Source organism: Serratia sp. KG1D (assembly GCF_037150675.1).
Lineage (GTDB): Bacteria > Pseudomonadota > Gammaproteobacteria > Enterobacterales > Enterobacteriaceae > Serratia > Serratia nematodiphila.
This window is the reverse complement of record NZ_JBAGIH010000002.1, coordinates 234,485-259,887: the sequence shown is the minus strand read 5'-3', so window position 1 is coordinate 259,887 and position 25,403 is coordinate 234,485. Positions and strand designations below refer to the sequence as shown.

Annotated in this window: 23 protein-coding genes; 18 read left to right on the top strand and 5 right to left on the bottom strand. The window is 58.4% G+C overall.

Translation table 11 applies throughout. The annotated features are described in order from the left end of the window. Together yfbR and WFM45_RS12920 are read right to left on the bottom strand one after the other, a co-directional pair. Nucleotides 1-600 (bottom strand): 5'-deoxynucleotidase, encoded by a 600-nt coding sequence (gene yfbR, locus WFM45_RS12925; protein WP_015378582.1) that lies wholly within the window; start codon nucleotides 598-600, stop codon nucleotides 1-3. A 107-nt stretch (nucleotides 601-707) separates the two neighbouring features. After that, on the bottom strand, nucleotides 708-1,922 hold the full coding sequence (locus tag WFM45_RS12920) for a pyridoxal phosphate-dependent aminotransferase (RefSeq protein WP_004936047.1): 1,215 nt from the start codon (nucleotides 1,920-1,922) through the stop codon (nucleotides 708-710). An 855-nt stretch (nucleotides 1,923-2,777) separates the two neighbouring features. On the opposite strand from WFM45_RS12920, the gene lrhA reads away from it, so the two are divergent. The 14 genes from lrhA to nuoN all read left to right on the top strand — a co-directional run bounded on the left by lrhA (nucleotide 2,778) and on the right by nuoN (nucleotide 19,498). Continuing rightward, nucleotides 2,778-3,722, top strand: coding sequence for a transcriptional regulator LrhA (lrhA, locus tag WFM45_RS12915; protein WP_004936045.1), 945 nt, complete (start codon nucleotides 2,778-2,780; stop codon nucleotides 3,720-3,722). A gap of 708 nt (nucleotides 3,723-4,430) precedes the next feature. Next, nucleotides 4,431-4,868, top strand: a complete 438-nt coding sequence (nuoA, locus tag WFM45_RS12910; protein ID WP_004936040.1) for an NADH-quinone oxidoreductase subunit NuoA — start codon at nucleotides 4,431-4,433, stop codon at nucleotides 4,866-4,868. 15 nt (nucleotides 4,869-4,883) lie between these two features. Further along, nucleotides 4,884-5,558 carry a NuoB/complex I 20 kDa subunit family protein gene (locus tag WFM45_RS12905; protein ID WP_004936039.1) on the top strand — a complete coding sequence of 225 codons (675 nt, stop codon included), beginning with the start codon at nucleotides 4,884-4,886 and terminating at the stop codon, nucleotides 5,556-5,558. Nucleotides 5,559-5,654: 96 nt separating this feature from the next. Then, complete coding sequence (gene nuoC / locus WFM45_RS12900; protein WP_004936036.1) at nucleotides 5,655-7,451, top strand: NADH-quinone oxidoreductase subunit C/D; 1,797 nt, start codon at nucleotides 5,655-5,657, stop codon at nucleotides 7,449-7,451. A gap of 2 nt (nucleotides 7,452-7,453) precedes the next feature. Further along, nucleotides 7,454-8,005, top strand: coding sequence for an NADH-quinone oxidoreductase subunit NuoE (gene nuoE / locus WFM45_RS12895; RefSeq protein WP_004936034.1), 552 nt, complete (start codon nucleotides 7,454-7,456; stop codon nucleotides 8,003-8,005). Then, a complete protein-coding gene (gene nuoF / locus WFM45_RS12890; protein WP_004936030.1) occupies nucleotides 8,002-9,348 on the top strand; it encodes an NADH-quinone oxidoreductase subunit NuoF in 1,347 nt (448 codons plus the stop codon). Before nuoE ends, nuoF begins: the two co-directional genes overlap by 4 nt. Nucleotides 9,349-9,425: 77 nt before the next feature. After that, the gene (gene nuoG, locus WFM45_RS12885) at nucleotides 9,426-12,164 is read left to right on the top strand and encodes an NADH-quinone oxidoreductase subunit NuoG (RefSeq protein ID WP_336955943.1); all 2,739 of its coding nucleotides are present in this window, start codon (nucleotides 9,426-9,428) and stop codon (nucleotides 12,162-12,164) included. After that, the gene (gene nuoH, locus WFM45_RS12880) at nucleotides 12,161-13,138 is read left to right on the top strand and encodes an NADH-quinone oxidoreductase subunit NuoH (RefSeq protein ID WP_004936022.1); all 978 of its coding nucleotides are present in this window, start codon (nucleotides 12,161-12,163) and stop codon (nucleotides 13,136-13,138) included. Before nuoG ends, nuoH begins: the two co-directional genes overlap by 4 nt. Before the next feature lie 14 nt (nucleotides 13,139-13,152). After that, entirely contained in the window at nucleotides 13,153-13,695 is a 543-nt protein-coding gene (gene nuoI / locus WFM45_RS12875) for an NADH-quinone oxidoreductase subunit NuoI (protein WP_004936019.1), read from the top strand. A 13-nt stretch (nucleotides 13,696-13,708) separates the two neighbouring features. Beyond that, a complete protein-coding gene (gene nuoJ, locus WFM45_RS12870) occupies nucleotides 13,709-14,266 on the top strand; it encodes an NADH-quinone oxidoreductase subunit J (RefSeq protein ID WP_336955940.1) in 558 nt (185 codons plus the stop codon). Further along, the gene (gene nuoK / locus WFM45_RS12865) at nucleotides 14,263-14,565 is read left to right on the top strand and encodes an NADH-quinone oxidoreductase subunit NuoK (protein ID WP_004936014.1); all 303 of its coding nucleotides are present in this window, start codon (nucleotides 14,263-14,265) and stop codon (nucleotides 14,563-14,565) included. The genes nuoJ and nuoK overlap by 4 nt, the downstream gene beginning before the upstream one ends. Beyond that, nucleotides 14,562-16,409, top strand: a complete 1,848-nt coding sequence (nuoL, locus tag WFM45_RS12860; RefSeq protein WP_015378577.1) for an NADH-quinone oxidoreductase subunit L — start codon at nucleotides 14,562-14,564, stop codon at nucleotides 16,407-16,409. The genes nuoK and nuoL overlap by 4 nt, the downstream gene beginning before the upstream one ends. A 95-nt stretch (nucleotides 16,410-16,504) precedes the next feature. Next, a complete protein-coding gene (gene nuoM, locus WFM45_RS12855) occupies nucleotides 16,505-18,034 on the top strand; it encodes an NADH-quinone oxidoreductase subunit M (RefSeq protein WP_004936002.1) in 1,530 nt (509 codons plus the stop codon). A gap of 6 nt (nucleotides 18,035-18,040) precedes the next feature. Further along, a complete protein-coding gene (gene nuoN, locus WFM45_RS12850) occupies nucleotides 18,041-19,498 on the top strand; it encodes an NADH-quinone oxidoreductase subunit NuoN (RefSeq protein ID WP_004936000.1) in 1,458 nt (485 codons plus the stop codon). Nucleotides 19,499-19,559: 61 nt separating this feature from the next. On the opposite strand, the gene WFM45_RS12845 is transcribed toward nuoN, so the two are convergent. From WFM45_RS12845 to WFM45_RS12835, 3 genes are all read right to left on the bottom strand, one after another. Next, complete coding sequence (locus WFM45_RS12845; RefSeq protein WP_103085514.1) at nucleotides 19,560-19,925, bottom strand: helix-turn-helix domain-containing protein; 366 nt, start codon at nucleotides 19,923-19,925, stop codon at nucleotides 19,560-19,562. An 18-nt stretch (nucleotides 19,926-19,943) separates the two neighbouring features. Beyond that, entirely contained in the window at nucleotides 19,944-20,204 is a 261-nt protein-coding gene (locus WFM45_RS12840) for a type II toxin-antitoxin system RelE family toxin (RefSeq protein WP_085337386.1), read from the bottom strand. A 123-nt stretch (nucleotides 20,205-20,327) separates the two neighbouring features. After that, a complete protein-coding gene (locus WFM45_RS12835) occupies nucleotides 20,328-21,200 on the bottom strand; it encodes a LysR family transcriptional regulator (RefSeq protein WP_336955936.1) in 873 nt (290 codons plus the stop codon). A 347-nt stretch (nucleotides 21,201-21,547) separates the two neighbouring features. On the opposite strand from WFM45_RS12835, the gene WFM45_RS12830 reads away from it, so the two are divergent. The 4 genes from WFM45_RS12830 to WFM45_RS12815 all read left to right on the top strand — a co-directional run bounded on the left by WFM45_RS12830 (nucleotide 21,548) and on the right by WFM45_RS12815 (nucleotide 25,348). Further along, a complete protein-coding gene (locus WFM45_RS12830; RefSeq protein WP_033632509.1) occupies nucleotides 21,548-23,377 on the top strand; it encodes a thiamine pyrophosphate-binding protein in 1,830 nt (609 codons plus the stop codon). Between the two features lie 82 nt (nucleotides 23,378-23,459). Beyond that, complete coding sequence (locus tag WFM45_RS12825) at nucleotides 23,460-23,885, top strand: cupin domain-containing protein (protein ID WP_004935988.1); 426 nt, start codon at nucleotides 23,460-23,462, stop codon at nucleotides 23,883-23,885. A 43-nt stretch (nucleotides 23,886-23,928) separates the two neighbouring features. Further along, on the top strand, nucleotides 23,929-24,792 hold the full coding sequence (locus WFM45_RS12820; RefSeq protein WP_049241827.1) for a DMT family transporter: 864 nt from the start codon (nucleotides 23,929-23,931) through the stop codon (nucleotides 24,790-24,792). Nucleotides 24,793-24,811: 19 nt separating this feature from the next. Next, nucleotides 24,812-25,348: a DUF2938 family protein gene (locus tag WFM45_RS12815; RefSeq protein WP_336955932.1), complete on the top strand. Its 537-nt coding sequence runs from the start codon at nucleotides 24,812-24,814 to the stop codon at nucleotides 25,346-25,348. Nucleotides 25,349-25,403 lie beyond the last annotated feature (55 nt).

Below are 25,403 nucleotides of genomic sequence, written 5' to 3'. Positions count from 1 at the left end.
TTACAGCGAGCTGTCGAGGCTGATTTCGTCCAGCGACAGGCTGAAGCTGGGAATGAACACCTCCATGAAGTAGTCCATTTCCGGGCTGCGGCGCTGCTCCAGGGTTTTATCCAGCCGCGCCTTGGCCAGGGTGAATTCGTTGTTGCCGGCGGACAGCTCCTCCAGGCATTTCAGATAGGCGCACAGTGCGTCCGCCTGCTTCACCACCTGCTTTTCATCTTCGCTGTAGTAGTGCTCATCGAGAATGGTGCGGAAATCGTTGCGCAGCTCAGCGGGGATCATGTCCAGCAGCTTTTGCTGGGCGATCTTCTCGATCTTCTTGTACTCGTGGGCGATCTGCGGATTGTAGTACTTGATCGGCGTCGGCATGTCGCCGGTGATCACTTCGCTGGCGTCGTGGTACATCGCCAGCAGGGCAACGCGGTCGGCGTTGAGATTGCCGTTGAATTTGCGGTTCTTGATCACCGCCAACGCGTGGGCGACAAAGGCCACCTGCAGACTGTGTTCGGAGACGTTCTCGGTACGCACGTTGCGCATCAGTGGCCAGCGGTTGATCAGTTTCAGGCGGGACAGATGGGCGAAGAAATGGCTCTGGCTCATGGTGCTCTCTTTAACGGCAAGTGAGGGCCCCATTGTGAAGCAGTGACGGCGAATTTTGCAACCGGGCAATGAGAGAAGGGCGCAGCAAGGCGCTGCGCCCCAGGCGATTACTGATGGTAGCCTTCAAGGAAACGGCCCAGCTTGCCGACCGCCATTTCCAGCTCGTCTACGCGCGGCAGGGTGACGATACGCACGTGATCCGGGTAGGGCCAGTTGAATGCGGTCCCCTGCACCAGCAGCACTTTTTCCTGCAGCAGCAGATCCAGCACCAGTTTCTGGTCGTCATGGATATTGAAGCGTTTGGCATCGATGCGCGGGAACATATACAGCGCGCCCTGCGGCTTCACGCATGAGACGCCCGGAATGTCGTTGAGCAGTTCCCAGGTGCGGTTGCGCTGTTCGTACAGACGGCCGCCGGGCTGAATGAATTCGCTGATACTTTGATAACCGCCCAGCGCGGTCTGAATGGCGTGCTGCATCGGCACGTTGGCGCACAGGCGCATCGAAGCCAGCATCTCCAGCCCTTCGATATAGCCTTTGGCGTGCTTCTTCGGCCCGTTCAGCACCATCCAGCCTTGACGGAAGCCCGCCACGCGGTAGGTTTTCGACAGGCCGTTGAAGGTCACGGTCAACAGATCCGGCGCCAGCGCAGCGATTGAATGATGCTCCGCTTCGTCATACAGGATCTTGTCGTAGATTTCGTCGGCGAAGATGATCAGGTTGTGTTGGCGGGCGATCTCGACGATCTGCTCCAGCAGCGCTTTGCTGTACACCGCGCCGGTCGGGTTGTTCGGGTTGATGATCACGATGCCGCGGGTGCGCGGGGTGATCTTGCTGATGATGTCGTCCAGATCCGGGAACCAGCCGGCCTGCTCATCGCACAGGTAATGTACGGCCTTGCCGCCGGACAGCGAGACCGCGGCGGTCCACAGCGGATAGTCCGGCGCCGGCACCAGCATTTCGTCGCCGCTGTTGAGCAGCGCCTGCATGGATTGAACGATCAGCTCGGAGACGCCGTTGCCAATGTAGATATCCTCAACGGTCACGTCACGCATGTTGCGCGCCTGATAGTGCTGCATGATCGCTTTACGCGCCGAGAAGAGGCCCTTGGAGTCGGAGTAACCTTGCGCCGTGGGCAGATTGCGGATCACGTCGACCAGGATTTCGTCCGGGGCGTCGAAGCCGAACGGGGCAGGGTTGCCGATGTTCAGTTTCAGGACTTTGTTGCCTTCTTCTTCAAGACGTTTAGCTTCTTTAAGCACCGGGCCGCGAATGTCATAGCAGACGTTGTCCAGTTTGCTGGATTTCTCAATGGGGGACATAAAAAGTTGAGCCTTTTGCTGGGATAGGGGCGCTCCTACCGTGGGACGCCGCAACCCGCCCAATGTACTCCTGGCGTAGTTGCTTTTGAAGGGTTTTGCACGCCTTTGGTGCAAATGCATGTCGTAACGGGGGATTTTAGTTATGATAAGCAAAGGTAAAGTTATTTTGTGGTTCATAATTTCATGAACTATAATTTTACTAGGGTTTTGTTCTGTGAAATTGCGTGTCGATAAACGAGACGTGCCGGCGATCGCGGCCGGTAGCAGTGAAATGATAAGCCGAAAGTGAGAATGGGCTTCAATAAACTGTAAAGGAACGATAATACCGGAGTTGTCTGATAGCGGGTTGCCGGTTAGCGCACCACACTAAGAAAATGGCATATTTACATTAGCTTTACTTTATATTTCAGCTTAAGCATTGTTTATGTGGTTATAGGATTATTATTTAAAGTAAAAATCTTACTGATTGAATTTATTAAATTCATTGAGTGATAACACGAAGTTGGTGCCGTTAATTATTTATTTTTCTTACTCTGTAATGCAGTCTGAACGCCGGTTGATAAGGATTCTCAGTAGCACGAATGGAGTGGAAATTAGGCGGTATCAATGAGTAAAATCTCAGGTTCGGTGGGGGTTTTCCCTTTCCACCGGTATTCAGTCTCCCGCGTTCTATAAGCACCATCGATAGATCGCATTTTAAAAGGCGATAGAGGTAACGAATCATAAGTAATTTTTTTGCCCTCCACTTATGAGTGGGGTACTGTCATAACAGGCTCCGTCCTTTTCAACGGCGTCTGAGAAACACACCAGGGTAGTAGTTCGTAAATTAGAATTTAAAAAAGTGAAGAATACACTATGACAACTGCAAATCGTCCGATACTTAATCTCGACCTCGATCTGCTAAGAACCTTTGTTGCGGTTGCTGATTTGAATACCTTCGCGGCGGCGGCTGTTGCCGTTTGCCGTACGCAATCAGCCGTCAGCCAACAAATGCAGCGATTAGAGCAACTGGTCGGCAAAGAACTGTTTGCCCGCCATGGGCGCAACAAACTCCTGACTGAGCATGGTATTCAGCTTCTCGGTTATGCCAGGAAGATCCTGCGCTTTAACGACGAAGCCTGTACCTCGCTGATGTACAACAATATTAAAGGTGTTCTGACCATCGGCGCTTCCGACGACACCGCCGATACCATTCTGCCTTTCCTGTTGAACCGTGTGACCGCCATCTATCCGAAGCTGGCCATTGACGTGCGCGTAAAGCGCAGCACGACGATGGTCGATCTGCTGGAAGAGGGTGAGATCGATCTGGCGGTGACCACGGCCGATCCGGCCGGGCACCCGCACATCGTGCTGCGCACGTCGCCGACGCTGTGGTACTGCGCTGCCGATTACCACTATCAGGCCGGCGAACCTATCCCGCTGGTGGTGATGGATGAACCAAGCCCGTTCCGCGCGCTGGCGATCAAACAGTTGGACGAAGCCGGTATCCCGTGGCGTATCGCCTACGTCGCCTCCACGCTGTCTGCGGTGCGGGCGGCCTGTAAGGCCGGCCTGGGCGTGACCGCGCGGCCGATCGAGATGATGAGCCCCGATCTGCGGGTGCTGGGCGCGGTGGAAGGTTTGCCGCCGCTGCCGGATACCCAGTATGCGCTGTGCAAAAACGCGCAGTGCAGCAACGAACTGGCAATGGCCATCTTCAGCGCGATGCAGGGCGGCAATGACGGCTATGGCTTCAACGGCGCGGAAGCCGGTCTCCAGGGCGATCAGGATGATGCCAGCCTGGTGGACGAAGAAGAATAACGCCGCGGCGTGATATCTGATGAAAAACCTCTGCTTCGGCGGAGGTTTTTTTTGGCCGTTTTTTAATGATTTCTACTGTTATAGAGGTTTAAGTGTGATTTTGTTATGAGTTTCCTGTTTTATTAACTTTTAAGCGTTGCTGAAAAGAGAATTTGACCGGGTTTAAGATGCTGGGTTTATTTTTTGAACAATAAGATTGAATGAGTTAAAGGCATGGTAATAGCAGGGTTATTTTGTTAGCTTATGGCGGCCGTTTTTGCGGCTTAATTTGAGGAAAATTGTTAAAGGGCCACACTTTTTTTGAGGATTTATGCTGAAAACGTGTCCTGGATCAAAAAAATACCCCTAGGTAGTGAGTGGAAGAACAGGGAATTCCTGAGACAATGGTATAGTAAAACTGAAATGTGCATGTTGGTTTATATCTATCTGTTTCTACACAAAAATTAACTGACACGATTTAGCCTGTCCCTGGCGCATCAAATGTTAATCAAATGATACGTATGTAAACTAGTGTGTAGATACTTTTGTCAAAGTTGACAAAAGGTTATAGAAAGGAGTAAAAAGCCCACAGAAAAACGCTGCCTAACTCGCTGTAAAAGCAGTTTGTTTGTGTGGTTATTTATCCTTCCCTTAAATCGATGTGGCGCACTAACTGCCGGTGACAAGAGCAGTGCGATCGACGCCACTTTTGATGAGTAAGCATAGAGTATGTCAACAACCACTGAAGTTATCGCTCATCACTGGGCGCTCGCCGTATTTCTCGTCGTGGCTATCGGGCTTTGCGGCTTAATGCTGCTGGGTGCGTTCTTCTTGGGCGGGAGAGCCCGGGCGCGCGCCAAACACACCCCGTTTGAATCAGGCATCGACTCGGTCGGCACGGCGCGCATGCGCTTGTCCGCCAAGTTCTACCTGGTGGCCATGTTCTTCGTTATTTTCGACGTTGAAGCCTTATACCTGTATGCCTGGTCGGTCTCGATTCGCGAGAGCGGCTGGGTGGGCTTTATCGAAGCCGCCATTTTCATTTTGGTGCTATTGGCCGGTCTGGTTTATCTGGTGCGCATCGGCGCGTTGGATTGGACTCCGGCGCGTTCCCAACGCCGCAGCAAACCGAGCACGATCACTAACACCAACAGTCATCCGCAGTAACAGCGAGGCATTAAGATGGACTATACGCTCACCCGCATAGACCCGAACGGTGAGAACGACCGTTATCCCCTGCAAAAACAGGAGATCGTCGCCGATCCCCTGGAACAACAGGTTCACCGCACGGTTTACATGGGTAAACTCGAACATGCGCTGCATGACATGGTGAACTGGGGGCGTAAAAACTCTATTTGGCCGTATAACTTCGGCCTTTCGTGCTGTTACGTGGAGATGGTGACGTCGTTTACCGCCGTTCACGACGTGGCGCGTTTCGGTGCGGAAGTGTTGCGCGCCTCCCCGCGTCAGGCTGACCTGATGGTGGTGGCCGGCACCTGCTTCACCAAGATGGCTCCGGTCATCCAGCGCCTGTACGAGCAGATGCTGGAACCGAAATGGGTGATTTCGATGGGCGCCTGCGCCAACTCCGGCGGCATGTACGACATCTATTCCGTGGTGCAGGGCGTGGACAAGTTCCTGCCGGTCGACGTGTACATTCCCGGCTGCCCACCGCGTCCGGAAGCCTACATGCAAGCGCTGATGCTGTTGCAGGAATCCATCGGCAAAGAACGTCGCCCGCTGTCGTGGGTTGTCGGCGATCAGGGCGTTTACCGCGCCAATATGCAGTCTGAAAGAGAGCGTAAACACGGCGAGCGCATCGCGGTGACCAACCTCCGGACGCCTGACGAGATTTAAGACGTTCATTTAACGTCCATCTTAGTGCGCTATTGGTTAACACAGCGAAAAGTGAAACTTGCGGCGAATAACCCTTTAGTGTGGTGAAAAAAAATTATGACAGATTTGACGACGCACGACGCCTTGCCTGCCTGGCAGACCCGAGATCACCTTGACGACCCGGTGATCGGCGAACTGCGCAACCGTTTTGGGCCGGAAGCCTTTACTGTTCAGGCCACCCGCACCGGCATGCCCGTGGTATGGGTTAAACCTGACCAGTTACTGGAAGTAATGACGTTCCTGAGAAAACAGCCGAAGCCGTATGTCATGCTGTTCGATCTGCATGGCGTGGACGAACGTCTTCGCACCCACCGCGACGGCCTGCCCGCTGCGGATTTCTCCGTTTTCTACCATCTGATCTCCATCGAGCGCAACCGCGACATCATGCTGAAGGTGGCGCTGTCTGAAAAAGACCTGCACGTGCCGACGGCGACCAAGGTGTTCCCGAACGCCAACTGGTACGAGCGCGAAACCTGGGAAATGTTCGGCATCACCTTCGACGGCCACCCGCACCTGTCGCGCATCATGATGCCGCAGACCTGGGAAGGGCACCCGCTGCGTAAGGACTACCCGGCGCGCGCCACCGAATTCGATCCTTTCGTGCTGACCAAGCAGAAAGAAGATCTGGAGATGGAAGCGCTGACCTTCAAGCCGGAAGACTGGGGCATGAAGCGCGGCACCGAGAACGAAGACTTCATGTTCCTCAACCTCGGCCCGAACCACCCGTCCGCGCACGGTGCGTTCCGCATCATTCTGCAGCTGGACGGCGAAGAGATCGTCGACTGCGTGCCGGATATCGGCTATCACCACCGCGGCGCCGAGAAGATGGGCGAGCGTCAATCCTGGCACAGCTACATCCCGTACACCGACCGCATCGAGTACCTCGGCGGCTGCGTGAACGAAATGCCTTACGTGTTGGCGGTTGAAAAGCTGGCCGGCATCAAGGTGCCTGAGCGCGTCGACACCATCCGCGTGATGCTGTCCGAACTGTTCCGCATCAACAGCCACCTGCTGTACATCTCCACCTTCATTCAGGACGTCGGCGCGATGACCCCGGTGTTCTTCGCCTTTACCGACCGTCAGAAGATCTACGATCTGGTGGAAGCGATCACCGGCTTCCGTATGCACCCGGCCTGGTTCCGCATCGGCGGCGTCGCGCACGATCTGCCGCGCGGTTGGGATCGCCTGCTGCGTGAATTCCTCGACTGGATGCCGAAGCGTCTGGACTCCTACGTGAAAGCGGCGCTGAAGAACAGCATCCTGAAAGGCCGCTCCATCGGCGTCGCGTCTTATAACGCCAAAGAAGCGCTGGAGTGGGGCGTGACCGGCGCCGGCCTGCGCGCGACCGGCGTTGAGTTCGACGTGCGTAAATGGCGCCCGTACTCCGGCTACGAGAACTTCGACTTCGAAGTGCCGGTCGGCGACGGCACCAGCGACTGCTACACCCGCGTGATGCTAAAGGTGGAAGAGCTGCGCCAGAGCCTGCGCATCCTCGAACAGTGCCTGAACAACATGCCGGAAGGCCCGTTCAAGGCCGATCACCCGCTGACTACGCCGCCGCCGAAAGAGCGCACGCTGCAGCACATTGAAACGCTGATCACCCACTTCCTGCAGGTTTCCTGGGGCCCGGTGATGCCAGCCAACGAATCATTCCAGATGATTGAAGCCACCAAAGGGATCAACAGCTACTACCTGACCAGCGACGGCAGCACCATGAGCTACCGCACCCGGGTACGTACGCCGAGCTTTGCGCACCTGCAGCAGATCCCATCGGTCATCCGTGGCAGCCTGGTTTCCGACCTGATCGTCTATCTGGGTAGTATCGATTTTGTAATGTCAGATGTGGACCGCTAACTATGCATGATCAAAAAGACAATCACGCAGTCAATGATGCGCTCGAGCCCATCAACGCAGCCGCTCCTCAGAGCGGCGTTGATGCATTTGTACTGAGCGCGGAAGAACGTGATGCGATCGAGCACGAAAAGCACCATTACGAGGATCCGCGCGCCGCTTCCATCGAAGCACTGAAAATTGTGCAGAAGCAGCGCGGTTGGGTTCCGGACGGTGCGATTTACGCCATCGCGGAAGTGCTGGGCATCCCCGCCAGCGACGTAGAAGGCGTGGCCACGTTCTACAGCCAGATTTTCCGTCAGCCAGTAGGACGTCACGTGATCCGTTATTGTGACAGCGTTGTTTGTCACATCACCGGTTACCAGGGCATTCAGGCCGCTATCGAGAAGAAGCTGAACATCAAGCCGGGTCAAACCACCTTTGATGGCCGCTTCACGCTGTTGCCGACCTGCTGTCTGGGTAACTGCGATAAAGGGCCGACCATGATGATTGATGAGGACACTCACAGTCAGCTGAAGCCTGAAGATATCGAGACGCTACTGGAGCAGTATCAATGACCAAGCACATTGTACGCACTCCCGAAACGCATCCGCTGACCTGGCGTCTGCGCGATGACAAGCAGCCGCTGTGGCTGGACGAATATCGCAGCAAAAACGGCTATGCCGGTGCGGAAAAGGCCCTGAAGGGCCTGGCGCCCGACGAGATCGTCAGCCTGGTGAAAGATTCCGGGCTGAAGGGCCGCGGCGGCGCGGGCTTCTCCACCGGTTTGAAGTGGAGCCTGATGCCGAAGGACGAATCCATGAACATCCGTTACCTGCTGTGTAACGCCGATGAGATGGAACCGGGCACCTATAAAGACCGCCTGCTGATGGAACAGCTGCCGCACCTGTTGGTGGAAGGCATGCTGATCTCCGCGTTCGCGCTGAAAGCCTACCGTGGCTACATCTTCCTGCGCGGTGAGTACATCGAAGCGGCGGCGCATCTGCGTCGCGCCATCGCGGAAGCCACCGAAGCCGGCTATCTGGGCAAGAACATTCTCGGCACCGGGTTTGATTTCGAGCTGATCGTGCACACCGGCGCCGGCCGTTACATCTGCGGCGAAGAAACCGCGCTGATCAACTCGCTGGAAGGCCGCCGCGCCAACCCGCGCTCCAAGCCGCCATTCCCGGCCAGCGCCGGCGTGTGGGGCAAGCCGACCTGCGTCAACAACGTCGAAACGTTGTGCAACGTGCCGGCCATTCTGGCGAACGGCGTGGAGTGGTACACCGGCATCTCCGGCAGTGAAGACAAAGGCACCAAGCTGATGGGCTTCTCCGGCCGGGTGAAAAACCCGGGCGTCTGGGAGCTGCCGTTCGGCACCACCGCGCGTGAAATCCTGGAAGACTACGCCGGCGGCATGCGCGACGGTCTGCGCTTCAAAGCCTGGCAGCCGGGCGGCGCGGGCACCGACTTCCTGACCGCCGATCACCTCGACCTGCCGATGGAATACGGCGCGATCGGTAAAGCCGGCAGCCGTCTCGGCACCGCGCTGGCGATGGCGGTAGACCACGAAATCGGCATGGTGCCGCTGGTGCGCAACCTGGAAGAGTTCTTCGCCCGCGAGTCCTGCGGCTGGTGTACGCCATGCCGCGACGGCCTGCCGTGGAGCGTGAAGATCCTGCGTGCGTTGGAAAACGGCGAAGGGCAGCCGGGGGATATTGAAACCCTCGAACAGCTGTGCCGTTCCCTCGGCCCGGGCAAAACCTTCTGCGCCCACGCGCCAGGTGCCGTAGAGCCACTGCAAAGCGCGATTAAATATTTCCGTGAAGAGTTCGAGGCGGGTATCGCCGTGCAGCACTTCGGCAACGCCCATGCGATTGGCGGCATTCAGCCGAACAATCTGCTGAAGCAGCGCTGGTAAGCCGAATTCGCCCGAACACGGCCAGAATTTTTGATTAACGCCTGCCGCAAGGCAGGCCACTTGGAAGCATGCTGACTATGGCTACGATTCATGTAGACGGCAAAGAGTATGAGGTAGACGGGGCGGACAACCTGCTGCAGGCTTGTCTCTCCCTCGGCCTTGATATTCCTTACTTTTGCTGGCATCCGGCGCTGGGAAGCGTCGGCGCTTGCCGCCAATGTGCGGTAAAGCAATACCAAAACGCGGAAGATACGCGCGGCCGTTTGGTGATGTCCTGTATGACCCCGGCATCCGATGGCACCTTTATCTCTATCGATGACGGCGAAGCGAAGCAGTTCCGTGAAAGCGTGGTTGAGTGGTTGATGACCAACCACCCGCACGATTGCCCGGTGTGTGAGGAAGGCGGTAACTGTCACCTGCAGGATATGACGGTAATGACCGGCCACAGCTTCCGTCGCTACCGCTTCACCAAGCGCACCCACAACAATCAGGAACTGGGGCCGTTTATTTCGCACGAGATGAACCGCTGCATCGCCTGCTATCGCTGCGTGCGTTACTACAAAGACTATGCGGACGGCACCGACTTCGGCGTGTACGGCGCGCACGACAACGTCTACTTCGGTCGCCCGGAAAGCGGCACGCTGGAAAGCGAGTTCTCCGGCAACCTGGTGGAAGTGTGCCCGACCGGCGTCTTCACCGACAAAACGCACTCCGAGCGTTACAACCGTAAATGGGACATGCAGTTCGCGCCGAGCATTTGCCAGCAGTGCAGCATCGGCTGTAACACCAGCCCGGGCGAGCGCTATGGTGAGCTGCGCCGTATCGAAAACCGTTACAACGGCAGCGTGAACCACTACTTCCTGTGCGACCGCGGCCGTTTCGGTTACGGCTACGTCAACCAGAAAGATCGTCCGCGTCAACCGCAGCAGCTGCGCGGCGACGACTGGATCACCCTGAACGCCGAGCAGGCGATGCAGGGCGCGGCGGACATCCTGCGTCAGGCGAAGAAAACCATCGGCATCGGCTCCCCGCGCGCCAGCCTGGAAAGCAACTTCGCACTGCGCGAGCTGGTCGGCGCCGAGAACTACTACACCGGTATCGCTCAGGCGGAGCAATCACGCCTGGCGCTGATGCTGAACGTGCTGAAAAACGGCGGCGTCCATACGCCGGCGCTGCGTGAGATCGAAGATTACGACGCGGTGCTGGTGCTGGGCGAAGACCTGACGCAAACCGGCGCGCGCATCGCGCTGTCCGTGCGTCAGGCCGTCAAGGGCAAAGCCCGCGCGATGGCGGCGGCGCAACGCGTGGCCGACTGGCAGATCGCGGCGGTGCAGAATATCGGCCAACACGCCAAGTATCCGTTGTTCACCACCAACGTCGACAACACTCGTCTGGATGACATCGCCGCCTGGAACTACCGCGCGCCGGTAGACGAGCAGGCGCGCTTCGGCTTCGCCATCGCTCACGCGCTGGATAGCGCAGCGCCGGCGGTGAACGATCTGGCTGAAGGCCTGAACAAGAAAGTCGACATCATCGTGCAGGCGCTGACCGGCGCACGCAAACCGCTGATCGTGACCGGCAGCAACGCCGGCAGCGAAGCCATCATCGAAGCGGCGGCCAACATCGCCAAAGCGTTGAAGGGCCGCGGTTCCGACGTCGGCATCACCTTCGTGGCGGGCGCAGCCAACAGCATGGGCCTGGCGATGATCGGCGGCGGTTCGCTCGATCAGGCGCTGGAACAGCTGGCGAGCGGCGCAGCCGACACCGCCATCGTGATGGAAAACGATCTCTATCGCCATGCGCCGGCGGCGCAGGTGGACGCGGCGTTGGCCAAGGTCAATAACCTGATCGTCGCCGACCACCAGCGCACCGCGATCATGGACAAAGCCAATCTGATCCTCTCCTCGGCCAGCTTCGCCGAGAGCGACGGTACGCTGATCAACCAGGAAGGCCGCGCGCAGCGCTTCTTCCAGGTATACGATCCGGCTTACTACGACGACGCCAAGAAGAATCAGTTCACCGTGATGCTGGAAAGCTGGCGCTGGATGCACTCGCTGCACTCCACCTACACCAGCCGCCACGTGGACTGGACCCAGCTCGATGACGTGATCGCCGCTTGCGTCGCCGCGTTGCCGCAGCTGCAGGGCATCGTCGATGCCGCGCCGGACGCGACGTTCCGCATTCGCGGTCAGAAGCTGGCGCGTTCGCCGCACCGTTCCAGCGGCCGTACCGCCATGCGCGCCAACATCAGCGTGCACGAGCCGCGTCAGCCGCAGGATAAAGACACCATGTTCGCCTTCTCGATGGAAGGGAACAACAGCCCGCTGGCCGATCGTCAGCAGATCCCGTTCGCCTGGGCGCCAGGCTGGAACTCACCGCAGGCATGGAACAAGTTCCAGGCCGAAGTGGGCGGCAAACTGCGCCATGGCGATCCGGGCGTGCGCCTGATCGAAGCGGGGGAGGGCAGCCTCGGTTACTTCGACCGCGTGCCTGCCGCGTTCAATCCGAACGACGGCTGGCGTGTCGCGCCTTACTACCACCTGTTCGGCAGCGATGAAATGTCGCAGCGCTCTCACGTGATCCAGCAGCGTATGCCGGAAGCCTACGTGATGGTCAACCCGGCCGATGCGGCGACGCTTGGCGTTAATGCGGGCAGCCTGGTGGAGTTCAGCTGCGCGGGCCAGACTCTGCGTCTGCCGGTGCGTCTGAGTGAAACCCTGACCCAGGGCCAGGTTGGTTTGCCGCTCGGCTTGCCAGGGATCCCGCCGATCTTGGTGGGTGCTAAGGTAGACAATCTGCAGGAGGCGGCACGATGAGCTGGTTTACCCCTGAGGTGATCGACATCTTGATCGCCATTCTTAAAGCGGTCGTGATCCTGTTGGTGGTCGTGGCGTGCGGGGCATTCATGAGCTTCGGCGAACGCCGCCTGCTCGGCCTGTTCCAGAACCGCTACGGACCGAACCGCGTAGGCTGGGGCGGCTCGCTGCAGCTGGTCGCCGACATGATCAAAATGTTCTTCAAGGAAGACTGGGTGCCGAGATTCTCCGACCGGGTGATCTTCACCCTGGCGCCGATGATCGCCTTTACTTCCCTGTTGCTGGCATTTGCCATCGTGCCGGTCAGCCCGACCTGGGCGGTGTCCGATCTCAACATCGGTATTCTGTTCTTCCTGATGATGGCCGGCCTGGCGGTGTACGCCGTGCTGTTCGCCGGATGGTCGAGCAACAACAAATACTCGCTGTTGGGCGCGATGCGCGCCTCCGCGCAAACCCTGAGCTACGAAGTGTTCATCGGCCTGTCGCTGATGGGCGTGGTGATGCAGGCGGATTCGTTCAACATGCAGGCTATCGTTGAATCTCAGGCGCACGTCTGGAACGTCATTCCGCAGTTCTTCGGCTTCGTGACCTTCGCGATCGCCGGTGTGGCGGTGTGTCACCGTCACCCATTTGACCAGCCGGAAGCCGAGCAGGAACTGGCCGACGGTTACCACATCGAATATTCCGGCATGAAGTTCGGTCTGTTCTTCGTGGGGGAATACATCGGTATCGTCACCGTGTCCGCCCTGATTGTGACGTTGTTCTTCGGCGGCTGGCAGGGTCCGTTCCTGCCGCCATTCATCTGGTTCGCGTTGAAAACGGCCTTCTTCATGATGATGTTCATCCTGATCCGCGCCGCGCTGCCGCGTCCGCGTTATGACCAGGTGATGTCCTTCGGCTGGAAAGTGTGCCTGCCGCTGACGCTGCTGAACCTGCTGGCAACCGCCGCGGTCATTTTGTACAACGCTCAATAAGGGGTGAATAAACCATGACATTGAAAGAGTTAGTGGTTGGTTTCGGCACCCAGATGCGCAGCATTTGGATGATTGGCATGCATGCCTTCGCCAAGCGCGAAACCCAGATGTATCCGGAAGAACCGGTGTACCTGCCGCCACGCTACCGCGGCCGCATCGTGCTGACGCGCGATCCGGACGGCGAAGAGCGCTGCGTCGCCTGTAACCTGTGTGCGGTTGCCTGCCCGGTCGGCTGTATCTCGCTGCAAAAGGCAGAACAGAAAGACGGCCGTTGGTATCCGGAGTTCTTCCGCATCAACTTCTCGCGCTGCATCTTCTGCGGCCTGTGCGAAGAGGCTTGCCCGACTACCGCTATCCAGCTGACGCCGGATTTCGAACTGGGCGAGTACAAGCGTCAGGATCTGGTGTACGAAAAAGAAGATCTGTTGATCTCGGGGCCGGGTAAATATCCGGAATATAACTTCTACCGGATGGCCGGTATGGCGATTGACGGCAAAGCCAAAGGCGAAGCCGAAAACGAAGCCAAACCGATCGACGTCAAAGGTCTGTTGCCCTAAGGAGCCAGCAAGCATGGAAATTGCATTTTATCTGGCAGGTTTGATTGCGGTGGCCGCGACGATTCGCGTGATCACCCATACCAACCCTGTGCATGCGCTGCTGTATCTGATCGTCTCGTTATTGGCGATCTCGGCAGTCTTCTTCTCTCTCGGCGCCTACTTTGCCGCCGCATTGGAAATCATCGTTTATGCGGGCGCCATCATGGTGCTGTTCGTGTTCGTGGTGATGATGCTGAACCTCGGCAACGTGCAGCAGCAAGAGCGCGACTGGATGAAGCCGACGGTGTGGATCGGGCCTGGCCTGCTGTCACTGGCGCTGCTGGTGGTATTGATCGTTGCGATCCGCAGCGTATCCGATCAGGGCATCAGCGGTGAGATGGTTGACGCGAAGGCGGTGGGCATCAGCCTGTTCGGGCCTTACGTATTGGCGGTTGAGCTGGCTTCAATGCTGCTGTTGGCGGGTCTGGTTGTCGCCTTCCATATCGGCCGCGAGCACAAGCCTGGCGAGGTGCTGAGCAACGTGCCGGTGGGTGGCGAAATGGCGAGAAGAAAATCGGAGGAGCAAGCATGATCCCTCTTCAACACGGCCTGATCCTGGCGGCTATCCTGTTTGTGCTCGGGTTGACCGGGCTGCTGGTGCGCCGCAACCTGCTGTTTATGCTGATCAGCCTGGAAGTGATGATCAACGCTGCGGCGTTGGCGTTTATCGTGGCGGGAAGCTACTGGGGCCAGGCGGACGGGCAGGTGATGTACATCCTGGCGATCAGCCTGGCGGCAGCCGAGGCCAGTATCGGCCTGGCGCTGCTGCTGCAGCTCTACCGTCGTCGTCATACCCTGAATATTGATACTGTCAGTGAGATGCGCGGATGAACCTATTATATTTAACAATTCTGCTACCGCTGATCGGGTTCCTGCTGTTGGCATTTTCCCGCGGTCGCTGGTCTGAGAACACGGCGGCCACCGTCGGCGTGGGCTCTATCGGCCTGGCTGCGCTGGTCACGGTGTATGTGGCGATGGATTTCTTCGCCCAGAAAGCCGCCGGCGTGCAGCTGTTCGAGCAAAGCCTGTGGACCTGGATGGCCGTCGGCAACTTCAATATCGGCGTGACACTGGTGCTGGACGGCCTGTCGCTGACCATGCTGTCGGTGGTCACCGGCGTCGGCTTCTTCATCCACATGTTCGCTTCCTGGTACATGCGCGGTGAAGAGGGCTATTCGCGCTTCTTCGCCTACACCAACCTGTTTATCGCCAGCATGGTGGTCTTGGTGCTGGCGGACAACCTGCTGCTGATGTATCTGGGTTGGGAAGGCGTGGGCCTGTGCAGCTACCTGTTGATCGGCTTCTACTACAAAGATCCGGCCAACGGCGCGGCGGCGATGAAAGCCTTTATCGTCACCCGCGTGGGCGACGTGTTCCTGGCGTTCGCGCTGTTCATCCTCTACAACGAGCTGGGCACGCTGAACATCCGCGAGCTGATGATCCTGGCGCCGCAGAAACTGGCGGTGGGCGATACGGCCATCACCTGGGCGACGCTGATGCTGCTGGGCGGCGCGGTCGGTAAATCGGCGCAGCTGCCGTTGCAAACCTGGCTGGCGGACGCGATGGCGGGCCCAACCCCGGTTTCCGCACTTATCCACGCGGCGACCATGGTGACCGCAGGCGTCTACCTGATCGCCCGCACGCACGGCCTGTTCCTGATGGCGCCGGAAGTGCTGCATCTGGTGGGCATCGTCGGTGCGGTCACTCTGCTGCTGGCCGGCTTCGCCGCGCTGGTGCAGACCGACATCAAGCGCGTGCTCGCTTACTCCACCATGAGCCAGATCGGTTACATGTTCCTGGCGCTGGGCGTGCAGGCATGGGACGCGGCGATCTTCCACCTGATGACTCACGCGTTCTTCAAGGCGCTGCTGTTCCTGTCGTCCGGTTCGGTGATCCTGGCTTGCCACCACGAGCAAAACATCTTCAAGATGGGCGGCCTGCGCAAGAGCATCCCGCTGGTGTACGTCTGCTTCCTGGTAGGTGGCGCGGCGCTGTCTGCGTTGCCGCTGGTCACGGCGGGCTTCTTCAGTAAGGACGAGATCCTGGCGGGCGCGATGGCCAACGGCCACATCAACCTGATGGTTGCCGGCCTGGTCGGTGCGTTCATGACCTCGCTGTACACCTTCCGTATGATTTTCATCGTGTTCCATGGCGAAGAGAAAATCAAAGCGCATGCCGGTAAAGGCATCACTCACCACCTGCCGCTGCTGGTTCTGCTGGTGCTGTCCACCTTCGTCGGCGCGATGATCGTGCCGCCGTTGCAGGGTGTGCTGCCGGAGACGACCGAACTGGCGCACGGCAGCGTGCTGACGCTTGAAATCACCTCCGGCGTGGTGGCTATCGTCGGCATTCTGCTGGCGGCCGCGCTGTGGCTGGGCAAACGCAGCCTGGTCAACAGCATTGCCAACAGCGCGCCGGGGCGTTTCTTCTCGACCTGGTGGTTCCATGCCTGGGGCTTCGACTGGCTGTATGACAAAGTGTTCGTCAAGCCGTACCTGGGCATTGCGAAGCTGCTGCAACGCGATCCGCTGAACTCGCTGATGAACCTGCCGGCCGTCTTCTCCCGCTGGGGGAACCGCGGTCTGACGGTGAGCGAGAACGGCCAGGTGCGTTGGTATATAGCGTCTATGGGTGTGGGTGCAGTGGTCGTATTGGCTCTGTTGATTCTGGTTTAATTGAATAATTTAAACAGACGCATTTTTCGGGCGTAGCGCCGGGCAGGCGCTACGTACAAAGTTTGAAATTATTCGTATAAGGGACACAAAACGCCATGCTATTACCTTGGCTAATTCTTATCCCCTTTATCGGCGGTCTGCTGTGTTGGCAGCTTGAGCGCTTCGGTACTAAGGTGCCGCGCTGGATAGCGCTGATCGCAATGGGGCTGACGTTGGCGCTCTCTCTGCAGCTGTGGATGCAGGGCGGCTATACATTGACCACGCCGAAAGGCATTCCGCAGTGGCAGAGCGAATTCCTGCTGCCGTGGATCCCGCGCTTCGGCATCTCCATCCACCTGGCGCTGGACGGTCTGTCACTGCTGATGGTGGTGTTGACCGGTCTGCTGGGCGTGCTGGCGATCCTCTGTTCCTGGCGTGAAATCCAGAAGTATCAGGGCTTCTTCCACCTTAACCTGCTGTGGATCCTGGGCGGCGTTATCGGCGTGTTCCTCGCCATCGACATGTTCCTGTTCTTCTTCTTCTGGGAAATGATGTTGGTGCCGATGTACTTCCTGATCGCGCTGTGGGGCCACAAGGCGTCGGACGGTAAAACCCGCATCACCGCAGCGACCAAGTTCTTCATCTACACCCAGGCCAGCGGTCTGGTGATGCTGATTGCGATCCTGGGCCTGGTGTTCGTGCACTACAACGCCACCGGCGTGTGGACCTTCGATTACGAAGACCTGCTGCAAACGCCGATGTCCCACAACGTGCAATATCTGCTGATGCTGGGCTTCTTCATCGCCTTCGCGGTGAAAATGCCGGTGGTGCCGCTGCACGGCTGGTTGCCGGACGCGCACAGCCAGGCGCCGACTGCAGGTTCCGTCGACCTGGCGGGCATCTTGCTGAAAACCGCGGCCTACGGCCTGCTGCGTTTCAGCCTGCCGCTGTTCCCTGAGGCTTCACACGAGTTCGCGCCAATCGCCATGTGGCTGGGCGTGGTCGGTATCTTCTACGGCGCCTGGATGGCGTTCGCGCAGACCGACATCAAGCGTCTTATCGCTTACACCTCGGTCTCGCACATGGGCTTCGTGCTGATCGCCATCTACACCGGCAGCCAGCTGGCTTACCAGGGCGCCGTGATCCAGATGATCGCGCACGGTCTGTCCGCCGCCGGTATGTTTATCATCTGCGGCCAGCTGTATGAACGTCTGCACACCCGCGACATGCGTCAGATGGGCGGCCTGTGGGGGCGTATCAAGTTCATCCCCGCGCTGTCGCTGTTCTTCGCCGTGGCTACGCTGGGGATGCCGGGCACCGGTAACTTCGTCGGCGAATTCATGATTCTGTTCGGCAGCTACCAGGTGGTGCCGGTGATCACCGTGATCTCCACCTTCGGTCTGGTGTTCGCTTCGGTTTACTCGCTGATCATGATGCAGCGCGCTTACTACGGTGCGCCTAAGTCAGACCAGCCGCTGCAGGGCATGACCGCGCGCGAACTGTTCATCATTCTGCTGCTGGTGGTGTTGCTGGTTCTGCTGGGGGTTTACCCGCAGCCGATTCTGGATACTTCCAACGCGGCGATGAGCAACGTGCAACACTGGTTTGGTTCGTCAGTTTCAGCAATTTCAACAACAAGGCCGTAATTCGCCATGACAATAACTCCTCAACAACTGATCGCACTGCTGCCGCTGTTGATCGTCGGATTGACGGTGGTGGTTGTGATGCTAGGCATTGCGTGGCGACGCGACCACTTTATCAACGCCACCCTGACCGTGATCGGTCTCAACCTGGCGCTGCTTTCGCTGTACTTTGTCGGCCAGGCAGGCCCAATGGACGTCACCCCGCTGCTGCGGGTTGACGGCTACTCGATGTTCTACACCGGGCTGGTGCTGCTGGCGAGTCTGGCGACCTGCACCTTCGCCTATCCGTGGCTGGTCGGCTATCCGGATAACCGCGAAGAGTTCTACCTGCTGGTGCTGATCGCCGCCCTGGGCGGCATCCTGCTGGCGAGCGCCAACCATCTGGCTTCGCTGTTCATCGGTATCGAGCTGATCTCGCTGCCGCTGTTCGGCCTGGTGGGCTACGCCTACCGCCAGAAGCGCCCGCTGGAAGCCGCCATCAAGTACATGCTGCTGTCCGCCGCCGCGTCGTCGTTCCTGCTGTTCGGCATGGCGCTGCTGTATGCCGAGTCCGGCGATCTGTCGCTGGCCGGCCTCGGCAAGAGCCTGCAGGAAAACATGATGCACCAGCCGCTGATCCTGGCCGGTATGGGCATGATGATCGTCGGTCTGGGCTTCAAGCTGTCGCTGGTGCCGTTCCAACTGTGGACGCCGGACGTGTATCAGGGCGCGCCTGCGCCGGTCTCGACCTTCCTGGCGACCGCCAGCAAGATCGCAATCTTCGCGGTCGTGATGCGTCTGTTCCTGTATGCCCCGGCCGCCGACAACGAAGCGCTGCGCATGGTGCTGTCGATCATCGCGTTCTGCTCTATCTTGTTCGGCAACCTGATGGCCATCAGCCAGACCAACATCAAGCGTCTGCTGGGCTACTCGTCGATCGCTCACCTGGGCTACCTGCTGGTGGCGCTGATTGCGGTGCAAACGCATCAGCTGTCGCTGGAAACCGCCGGCGTTTACCTGGCCGGTTACCTGTTCAGCAGCCTGGGCGCCTTCGGCGTGGTCAGCCTGATGTCCAGCCCGTACCGCGGCCCGGATGCGGATTCGCTGTTCTCTTACCGCGGTCTGTTCTGGCATAAGCCAATCTTGTCCGCGGTGATGACGGTGATGATGCTGTCGCTGGCCGGTATTCCGATGACGCTGGGCTTTATCGGTAAGTTCTTCGTGATCGCGATGGGCGTCAGCGCACACCTGTGGTGGCTGACCGGCGCAGTCGTGGTAGGCAGCGCCATCGGTCTGTACTACTACCTGCGCGTGACCGTCAGCCTGTTCCTCAGCGCACCGGAATCGCTGCAGCGCGACACCCCGAACAACTGGGCGTTGACCGCCGGTGGCGTCGTGGTGCTGATCTCCGCCGCGCTGGTGCTGCTGTTGGGTGTTTATCCGCAGCCGCTGATTTCGCTGGTGCAGATGGCGCAGCCGACGTTCTGATAACGCTTCAGACAGTAAAAAGGTCGCTTCGGCGGCCTTTTTTTATCGGCGGGAAAAGGGCTTACAAGATCATTTGTGCGGGTTGGCAGCGATAGAGTGCAGCCAGCTTTTCCCGGGTTTTCTTTTGTGGTTTTGAGTGCGGCGCTTCCCATTGGGAAACGGCAGATTGTGTTGTGCCCAATTTCTCCGCCACATCGTATTGTGAGAGGCCACGGAAAATCCGCCAGGCGGCAATCAAGCTGACGTCTTGATTCAGCATGATGGAAACGACTTCATGAGGTACGGTTTCATCATCATGCTCATCGGCGCGATAGGGAATAGACTCGTCGTCATTTCGCTGGCTCACCAGCTTTTTGTATTCATCAAGCGGTAAAACCACATAGAGCGGTTTGCCTGAGTCATCATGGATATACTGCAGCTTCGCCATTCGGCATACCTCTGACTTTCAATAAGTTGTCGATGTTCTGCGTTTTACCTGCTGAATCAGACACACAATAGGTTCTTCATCGACGATCTCAAAAATGATGCGGTAGTTTCCTACGCGCAGGCGGTACTGGTTATCAGCATCGTGCAGTTTTTTAATGTCCAGTCGGACCGCAGGGAAAGCGCCTAATTCTTCAACCTTTGCCGCAATGGCCAACCGGTTCTGAGCAGGCAGCGTCATCAATTGTTTAAGTGCTTTGCGTGACCAGCTAATCTTTGCCATGGTTCCCTCGGGCCGAACGCACGTCCTGTGCGATGATTAGATAATAAGCTTTATATCTTATTATCTCAACCTTGCCGAAGAAAGAGGCGTGATGCTTAGCGCTACCTTTTCATGCGCCGGCACTCAGCCGTAATGGGCGCTAAATGACGTTTCCAGCGCCTGCACCACCGCGCGCACGCGGGCGGCGCGTTGCAAATCGGGATGCAGCACCAGCCAGATATCCACCCAGTCTTTGTTCTCCGGGAACAGACGCACCAGTTCCGGGTCTTTGTCCGCCAAAAAAGCGGAGAGCAGGCCGATGCCCAGCCCGCTGCGGGTGGCGGAACGCAGCAGCAGCTGCGAATTGCATTGCAGCACGACGTTGGGCTCGTGCAGGGCCTCGCCGCAGAAATTGTTCCAGTGGCGCGGCACCAGCTCGCGCGGGAACATCAGCAGATCGTGGCCGCGCAACTGCTCGCCCTTGACCGGCATGCCGCGCCGCGCCAAGTAGTGCTGAGTGGCATACAGGCCCATTTCGATGGTGGCTAACCGTTTGATGATCAGCTCATCGTCATCGGGACGGGCGCCGCGGATCGCCAGATCTGCGCCGTGGTAAGAAATATCGGCGATGTTGACCGCCGTCAGCAGCGTGACGGTGATGGCCGGATAGCGTTCCCGCAGATCTTGCAGCGCAGGCATCACGAAGGCTTCGGCCAGGGTATCGGTGGTGGCGATGCGCACGTTGCCGCACAGGCTTTCGTCACCGCTGGCGGCTTTACGGTTGATCGCCTGCACCGCATTTTCCATCTTCATCACGTCCGCCAGCATTTCCTCCCCCAGCGGGCTGAGGCCGAAGGATTTCGGCGTGCGGATAAACAGCTTGGAGCCGAGCGCATCTTCGAAAGCGGAGAGCCGTCGGCCGACGGTCGCCTGATCGACATTCAGCTGGCTGGCGGCTTTGCGTAGCGTGCCGCAGCGCGCAACGGCGAGAAAAAATCGGGCGTCGTCCCAGTTCATTGCGCACCTCCTCTGTACAGACTGGCGGGAGGGGGAAGGAAGCGGTGTGATGCGGTGTTTATTCTGGTGTGGAGACCGAAAAAAATGCTTCGTATCATCATTATTTATAATGTTTCAGGATATGTATAAATGCATCACCGTGAAGCGGTTTTGCACCTTTATTTTTGTCTGGTAATGCTTATTCTTATCGGCGCTTATGCTGCGACCCGACGCACATTTTACACCAAGGCCACCCTAATGCATAAGCAATACGAATAAGAGCCGGTTCCCGTTATTTCTGGGCGACCGCCAAGTGGGATCGACTCTGAATCAAGTTAGCTCACGATGATATGACTGGATATAAAAAAATGGAGTCTCACGCAGAGATGCTGTGCCCCCCCGTTGCGTTGGCGACGGAGGACGGAGTCAGAGTTACCGTGGCGCCAGGCGCCGAGAAGATGGAACGCAACAACGCCGATGTCATTATTCAAGGCCTTGCAGCGCGCGGCATTCAACATATCTTTTTGGTCCCTGGCAAACTGGTTTATCCGTTAATCACTTCTATTGACCGTTCCGAGATTGTCGGCATCGTCGGTGCCCATGAAACCGCATGCGGATTTATGGCCGATGGCTATGCCCGCGCCAGCCGAAAGTTTGGCGTCTGTTTGGGCATTTCAGGCCCCGGCACCATGAATTTCCTGCCGGCGATGGCCGCCGCGCAAGCCGATAAGATCCCCGTGCTGTACCTGGCCGGCAGCATCGCCACCTATCATGAGGCGCAGGGCGCTTTTCAGGACGGCAGCAACAGCGGCATCGATGAGCTGACCATCGTCAAACCGTTGCTTTGCGCCGCGATAGAAACGAAAAACAACCTGACCTTGCAGCATGAGCTGCGCCGCAGCCTCTCCAGCCTGAACCCACAGCGGAAAGGGCGCGCCTATCTGAGCGTGCCGGTCGACATGCAGAAGAAAACCGCGTTCGGCGATCGTCGCGACCAGCCTGAGCGAGTGCCGCAGCACCGTGAAGCGGCCGTGGATGTGCAAGCGGTGGAACAGCTGCTGCATGATTATCTGCTGCGCGGTCTCAACGTCGCCTGCCTGGTGGGCAACCGGATGAACAATCCGCAGGATGCCGCGCTGTTGTTGCGGGTAGCGGAAAAATACCGCTTGCCTGTCGCCACGACGTTGTCCGGCAAGGGCGCGTTTCCCGAAGGGCACGCCCTGGCATTAGGGGTCTACGGTTTTGCCGGCCATGCCCGCGCGGTAGAAACCCTCAACGGTGAAGGCGTCGACGTGCTGCTGGTGCTGGGCTGCGATCTCAGCCAGCGCGACAGTCTGAACTGGAACCCGAGACTGCACGGCAATAAAACGCTGGTGGCGATCGACGAAGACTTCGACAAAGTGAGCTCGCATTACCAGCCGGATCTGCAGATATTTTCCAGCCTGAGCGGTACGTTGCACTGTTTGTTGGCCGCGGTTGGCGATGAGGACGCGCGGCTTGGCGACGCGGCTCACCTGCGTGACGCCTGGTTGGAAGGGGTTCGCGCACTGCCGCTGGAACAGCCACAGCCGACGTTGCAGGCGCGCATCGCCCAGGGCGAAAGCCGGCTGTATCCCGGCGATGCGATTAAACACATTCGCAGCCGCATGAATCCGGATACCAACGTCGTGGTCGATTCGGGCGCACACCGCATTTTCATGGCGCATCACTGGCTGGCGGCCGGGCGGGGGGATTATCACACCTCCAGCGCCCTGGCGCCGATGGGGTGGGCCATTTGCGCGGGCATCGGCATCAAGCTGGCGGCACCGCAGCGGGATTGCCTCGTGGTGACCGGCGACGGTTGCATGCTGATGCACGGCATCGAAATTCAGACCGCCGCGCGTTATGGCGTGAAGGTGGTGTTCGTGGTGATGAACAACAGCGCGCACGGCGCCATGCACATCGACACGCTGCAAAATCGCGGCATTTCCGCCGACTATACCGCCTTGCCCAACCATGACTGGAAAGCGTTTGCCAACAGTCTGGGGGTCGCCTCCGCGAAGGCGGAGACGCTGGAGGATCTGGACGAGGCCCTCGGCGCCGCAGCGAAACATCCGGGGCCGTACCTCATCGAAGTGATGGTGGGCAACTTTGCGGCGCCTAACCGCTACTACGCCGAGAGCATCGCAGAATACGAGCAGCGCATCAAAGGACTGTAGCACAACGCTGTTTTTTCAACTCGCCAGGTTCACCGCGCGCGGCGCCTGGCATTTTTACTCGCGGCAGTCAGGGAGCGATAAGATGGTTAAGTGGGGCATTTTGGCATTGTTGGCAGTATTTCAGGGGCCGGTTCAGGCTGCCGAGGGGCATGGCGAAGGCATCGTCAAAACGACGTTGCTCAAGACCGACAGCGCATGGGAGGGCTCGGCATATCGTCAGTATCCCGCAGGCGCGCCGCAGATCACCATGCTGAAGGTGACGGTAGAGCCGAACAAGGTACTGGCCTGGCATACGCATCCTTGCATCAGCGCAGTGTACATGAGCGGCGGCAGCGTTTCGCTCACCGTGAGGAAAACCGGTGAACGCCGCACGTTCCGGCAGGGGGATTCGTTTACCGATACCGTGGATATCGTGCATCAGGGCGTTTCCGGCGAGCAAGGTGCCGAAATGCTGGTGTTCTTCGCTTGCGCGGACGATAAACCGTTGACGGTGAAAGCCGCCGGGTAGTGTTGATACGGCCCTGTCCAAAGGCCGTTAATAAGAGAAGATCATGGTAGCTTTGTGGATGGTCGTCGCCAGCGGATTCTTTGCGCTGATGGGTGCTTGCATCAAGTTGGCGTCGACGACGGTCGGATTTTTCGACATCATTTTTTATCGTTCTCTCATCAATGTGCTGATCGTCGCGGCGCTGATCAAGATCCAGCGCCTCGGTTTTCGCACCCGTCATCTCGGATTGCATATGAAGCGGGCGGCGATAGGCAATGCGGCGATGTACTGCGGTTTTTATTCGCTGATACATCTGCCGATCGCCACCGCCACCACGTTGGGTTATACCAACCCCCTCTTTCAGTCGGCGATCGCGTTCATCACGACCCGAGGGCAGCTGACCGGTCGGCTGTTGTTTTCCGTGCTGTTGGGCTTTGCCGGCATTTTGGTCTTGCTGCGCCCCGACGCCCCCAACGGGGAGTACGTTGCCACGCTGGTCGGGCTGGCGGCCGGTTTGTTAACCGCGCTGGCTTACTTTAACGTCGGCAAGCTGGTGCGACGCGGTGAGCCGGAACTGCGCGTGGTGTTCTATTTCTCGCTGGTGGGAACGCTGGTTGGCGGCCTGATGACTGCGTTGCTGGGCTTTTCCTTGCTGGACGGCGCAATGCTGCTGTGCGTCTGCGCCATTGGCGTCTTCGGCAGTCTGGGGCAGATCGCCATGACTCGCGCCTACGGGGGTGGCAATGCGGTGATTGTCAGCATTCTCTCTTACAGCACCATTATTTTCTCTACGCTGCTTGGCTATCTGATATTTGGCGAGCGGCTGTCTTATATCGCCGCCGCCGGTATGGCGCTGATCGTGTTGTCCGGCGCGTTGGCGGTGCGCAAGCGTGCTTCGGCCAAGTCCGAGCAGGCGGCGGTGGCATAACGTGATAAGGAACGAAACAATGAACATGCGTCCGGTTGGCGCCATGGCGATGGCGGTCTTGTTTGGCATAGTGGCGACGCTGACGATGGATGGGGTGAACAGTGTCGCCTCCAGCGTCGGTCTCATCGGCAAGCTCAACCTGGCCTTCATCGGCAAACTGATGAATCAATGGCTGCAGGGGCAATTTTGGTTTTTGCGGCCTGGCGACATTCCCGATGTGCCAGAGGCTCTGATGATGGGCTACGGCGCGCACTATTTTGCCGGCATTAGCCTGGCGATCCCGTTCTATTGCCTGATCTGCCCGCGCGTTAAGTCGGGGGGCGGCCTGTTCGTCGGGGCGCTGACGTATGGCCTGGCCTGTTCGCTGATTTCGCTGTGCTTCATTTATCCCTCGGTGGGGTTGGGGCTTTGGGGAATGGCCGGCAAAAATCCGGCTTTGCTGATCGCCAGCCTGGCCAACCATGCAGTGTATGGCGTGGCATTGGGCGGCTGCGCCATCGCTTGGCGGCGTCGCATGCTGCAGAAATGCATGCCTGACGCTGCGATGCTGCATTAATGAATCACGATGATGCATTCTTGGCTATTTTGGGCGTGATAGCCCAACGCTATGA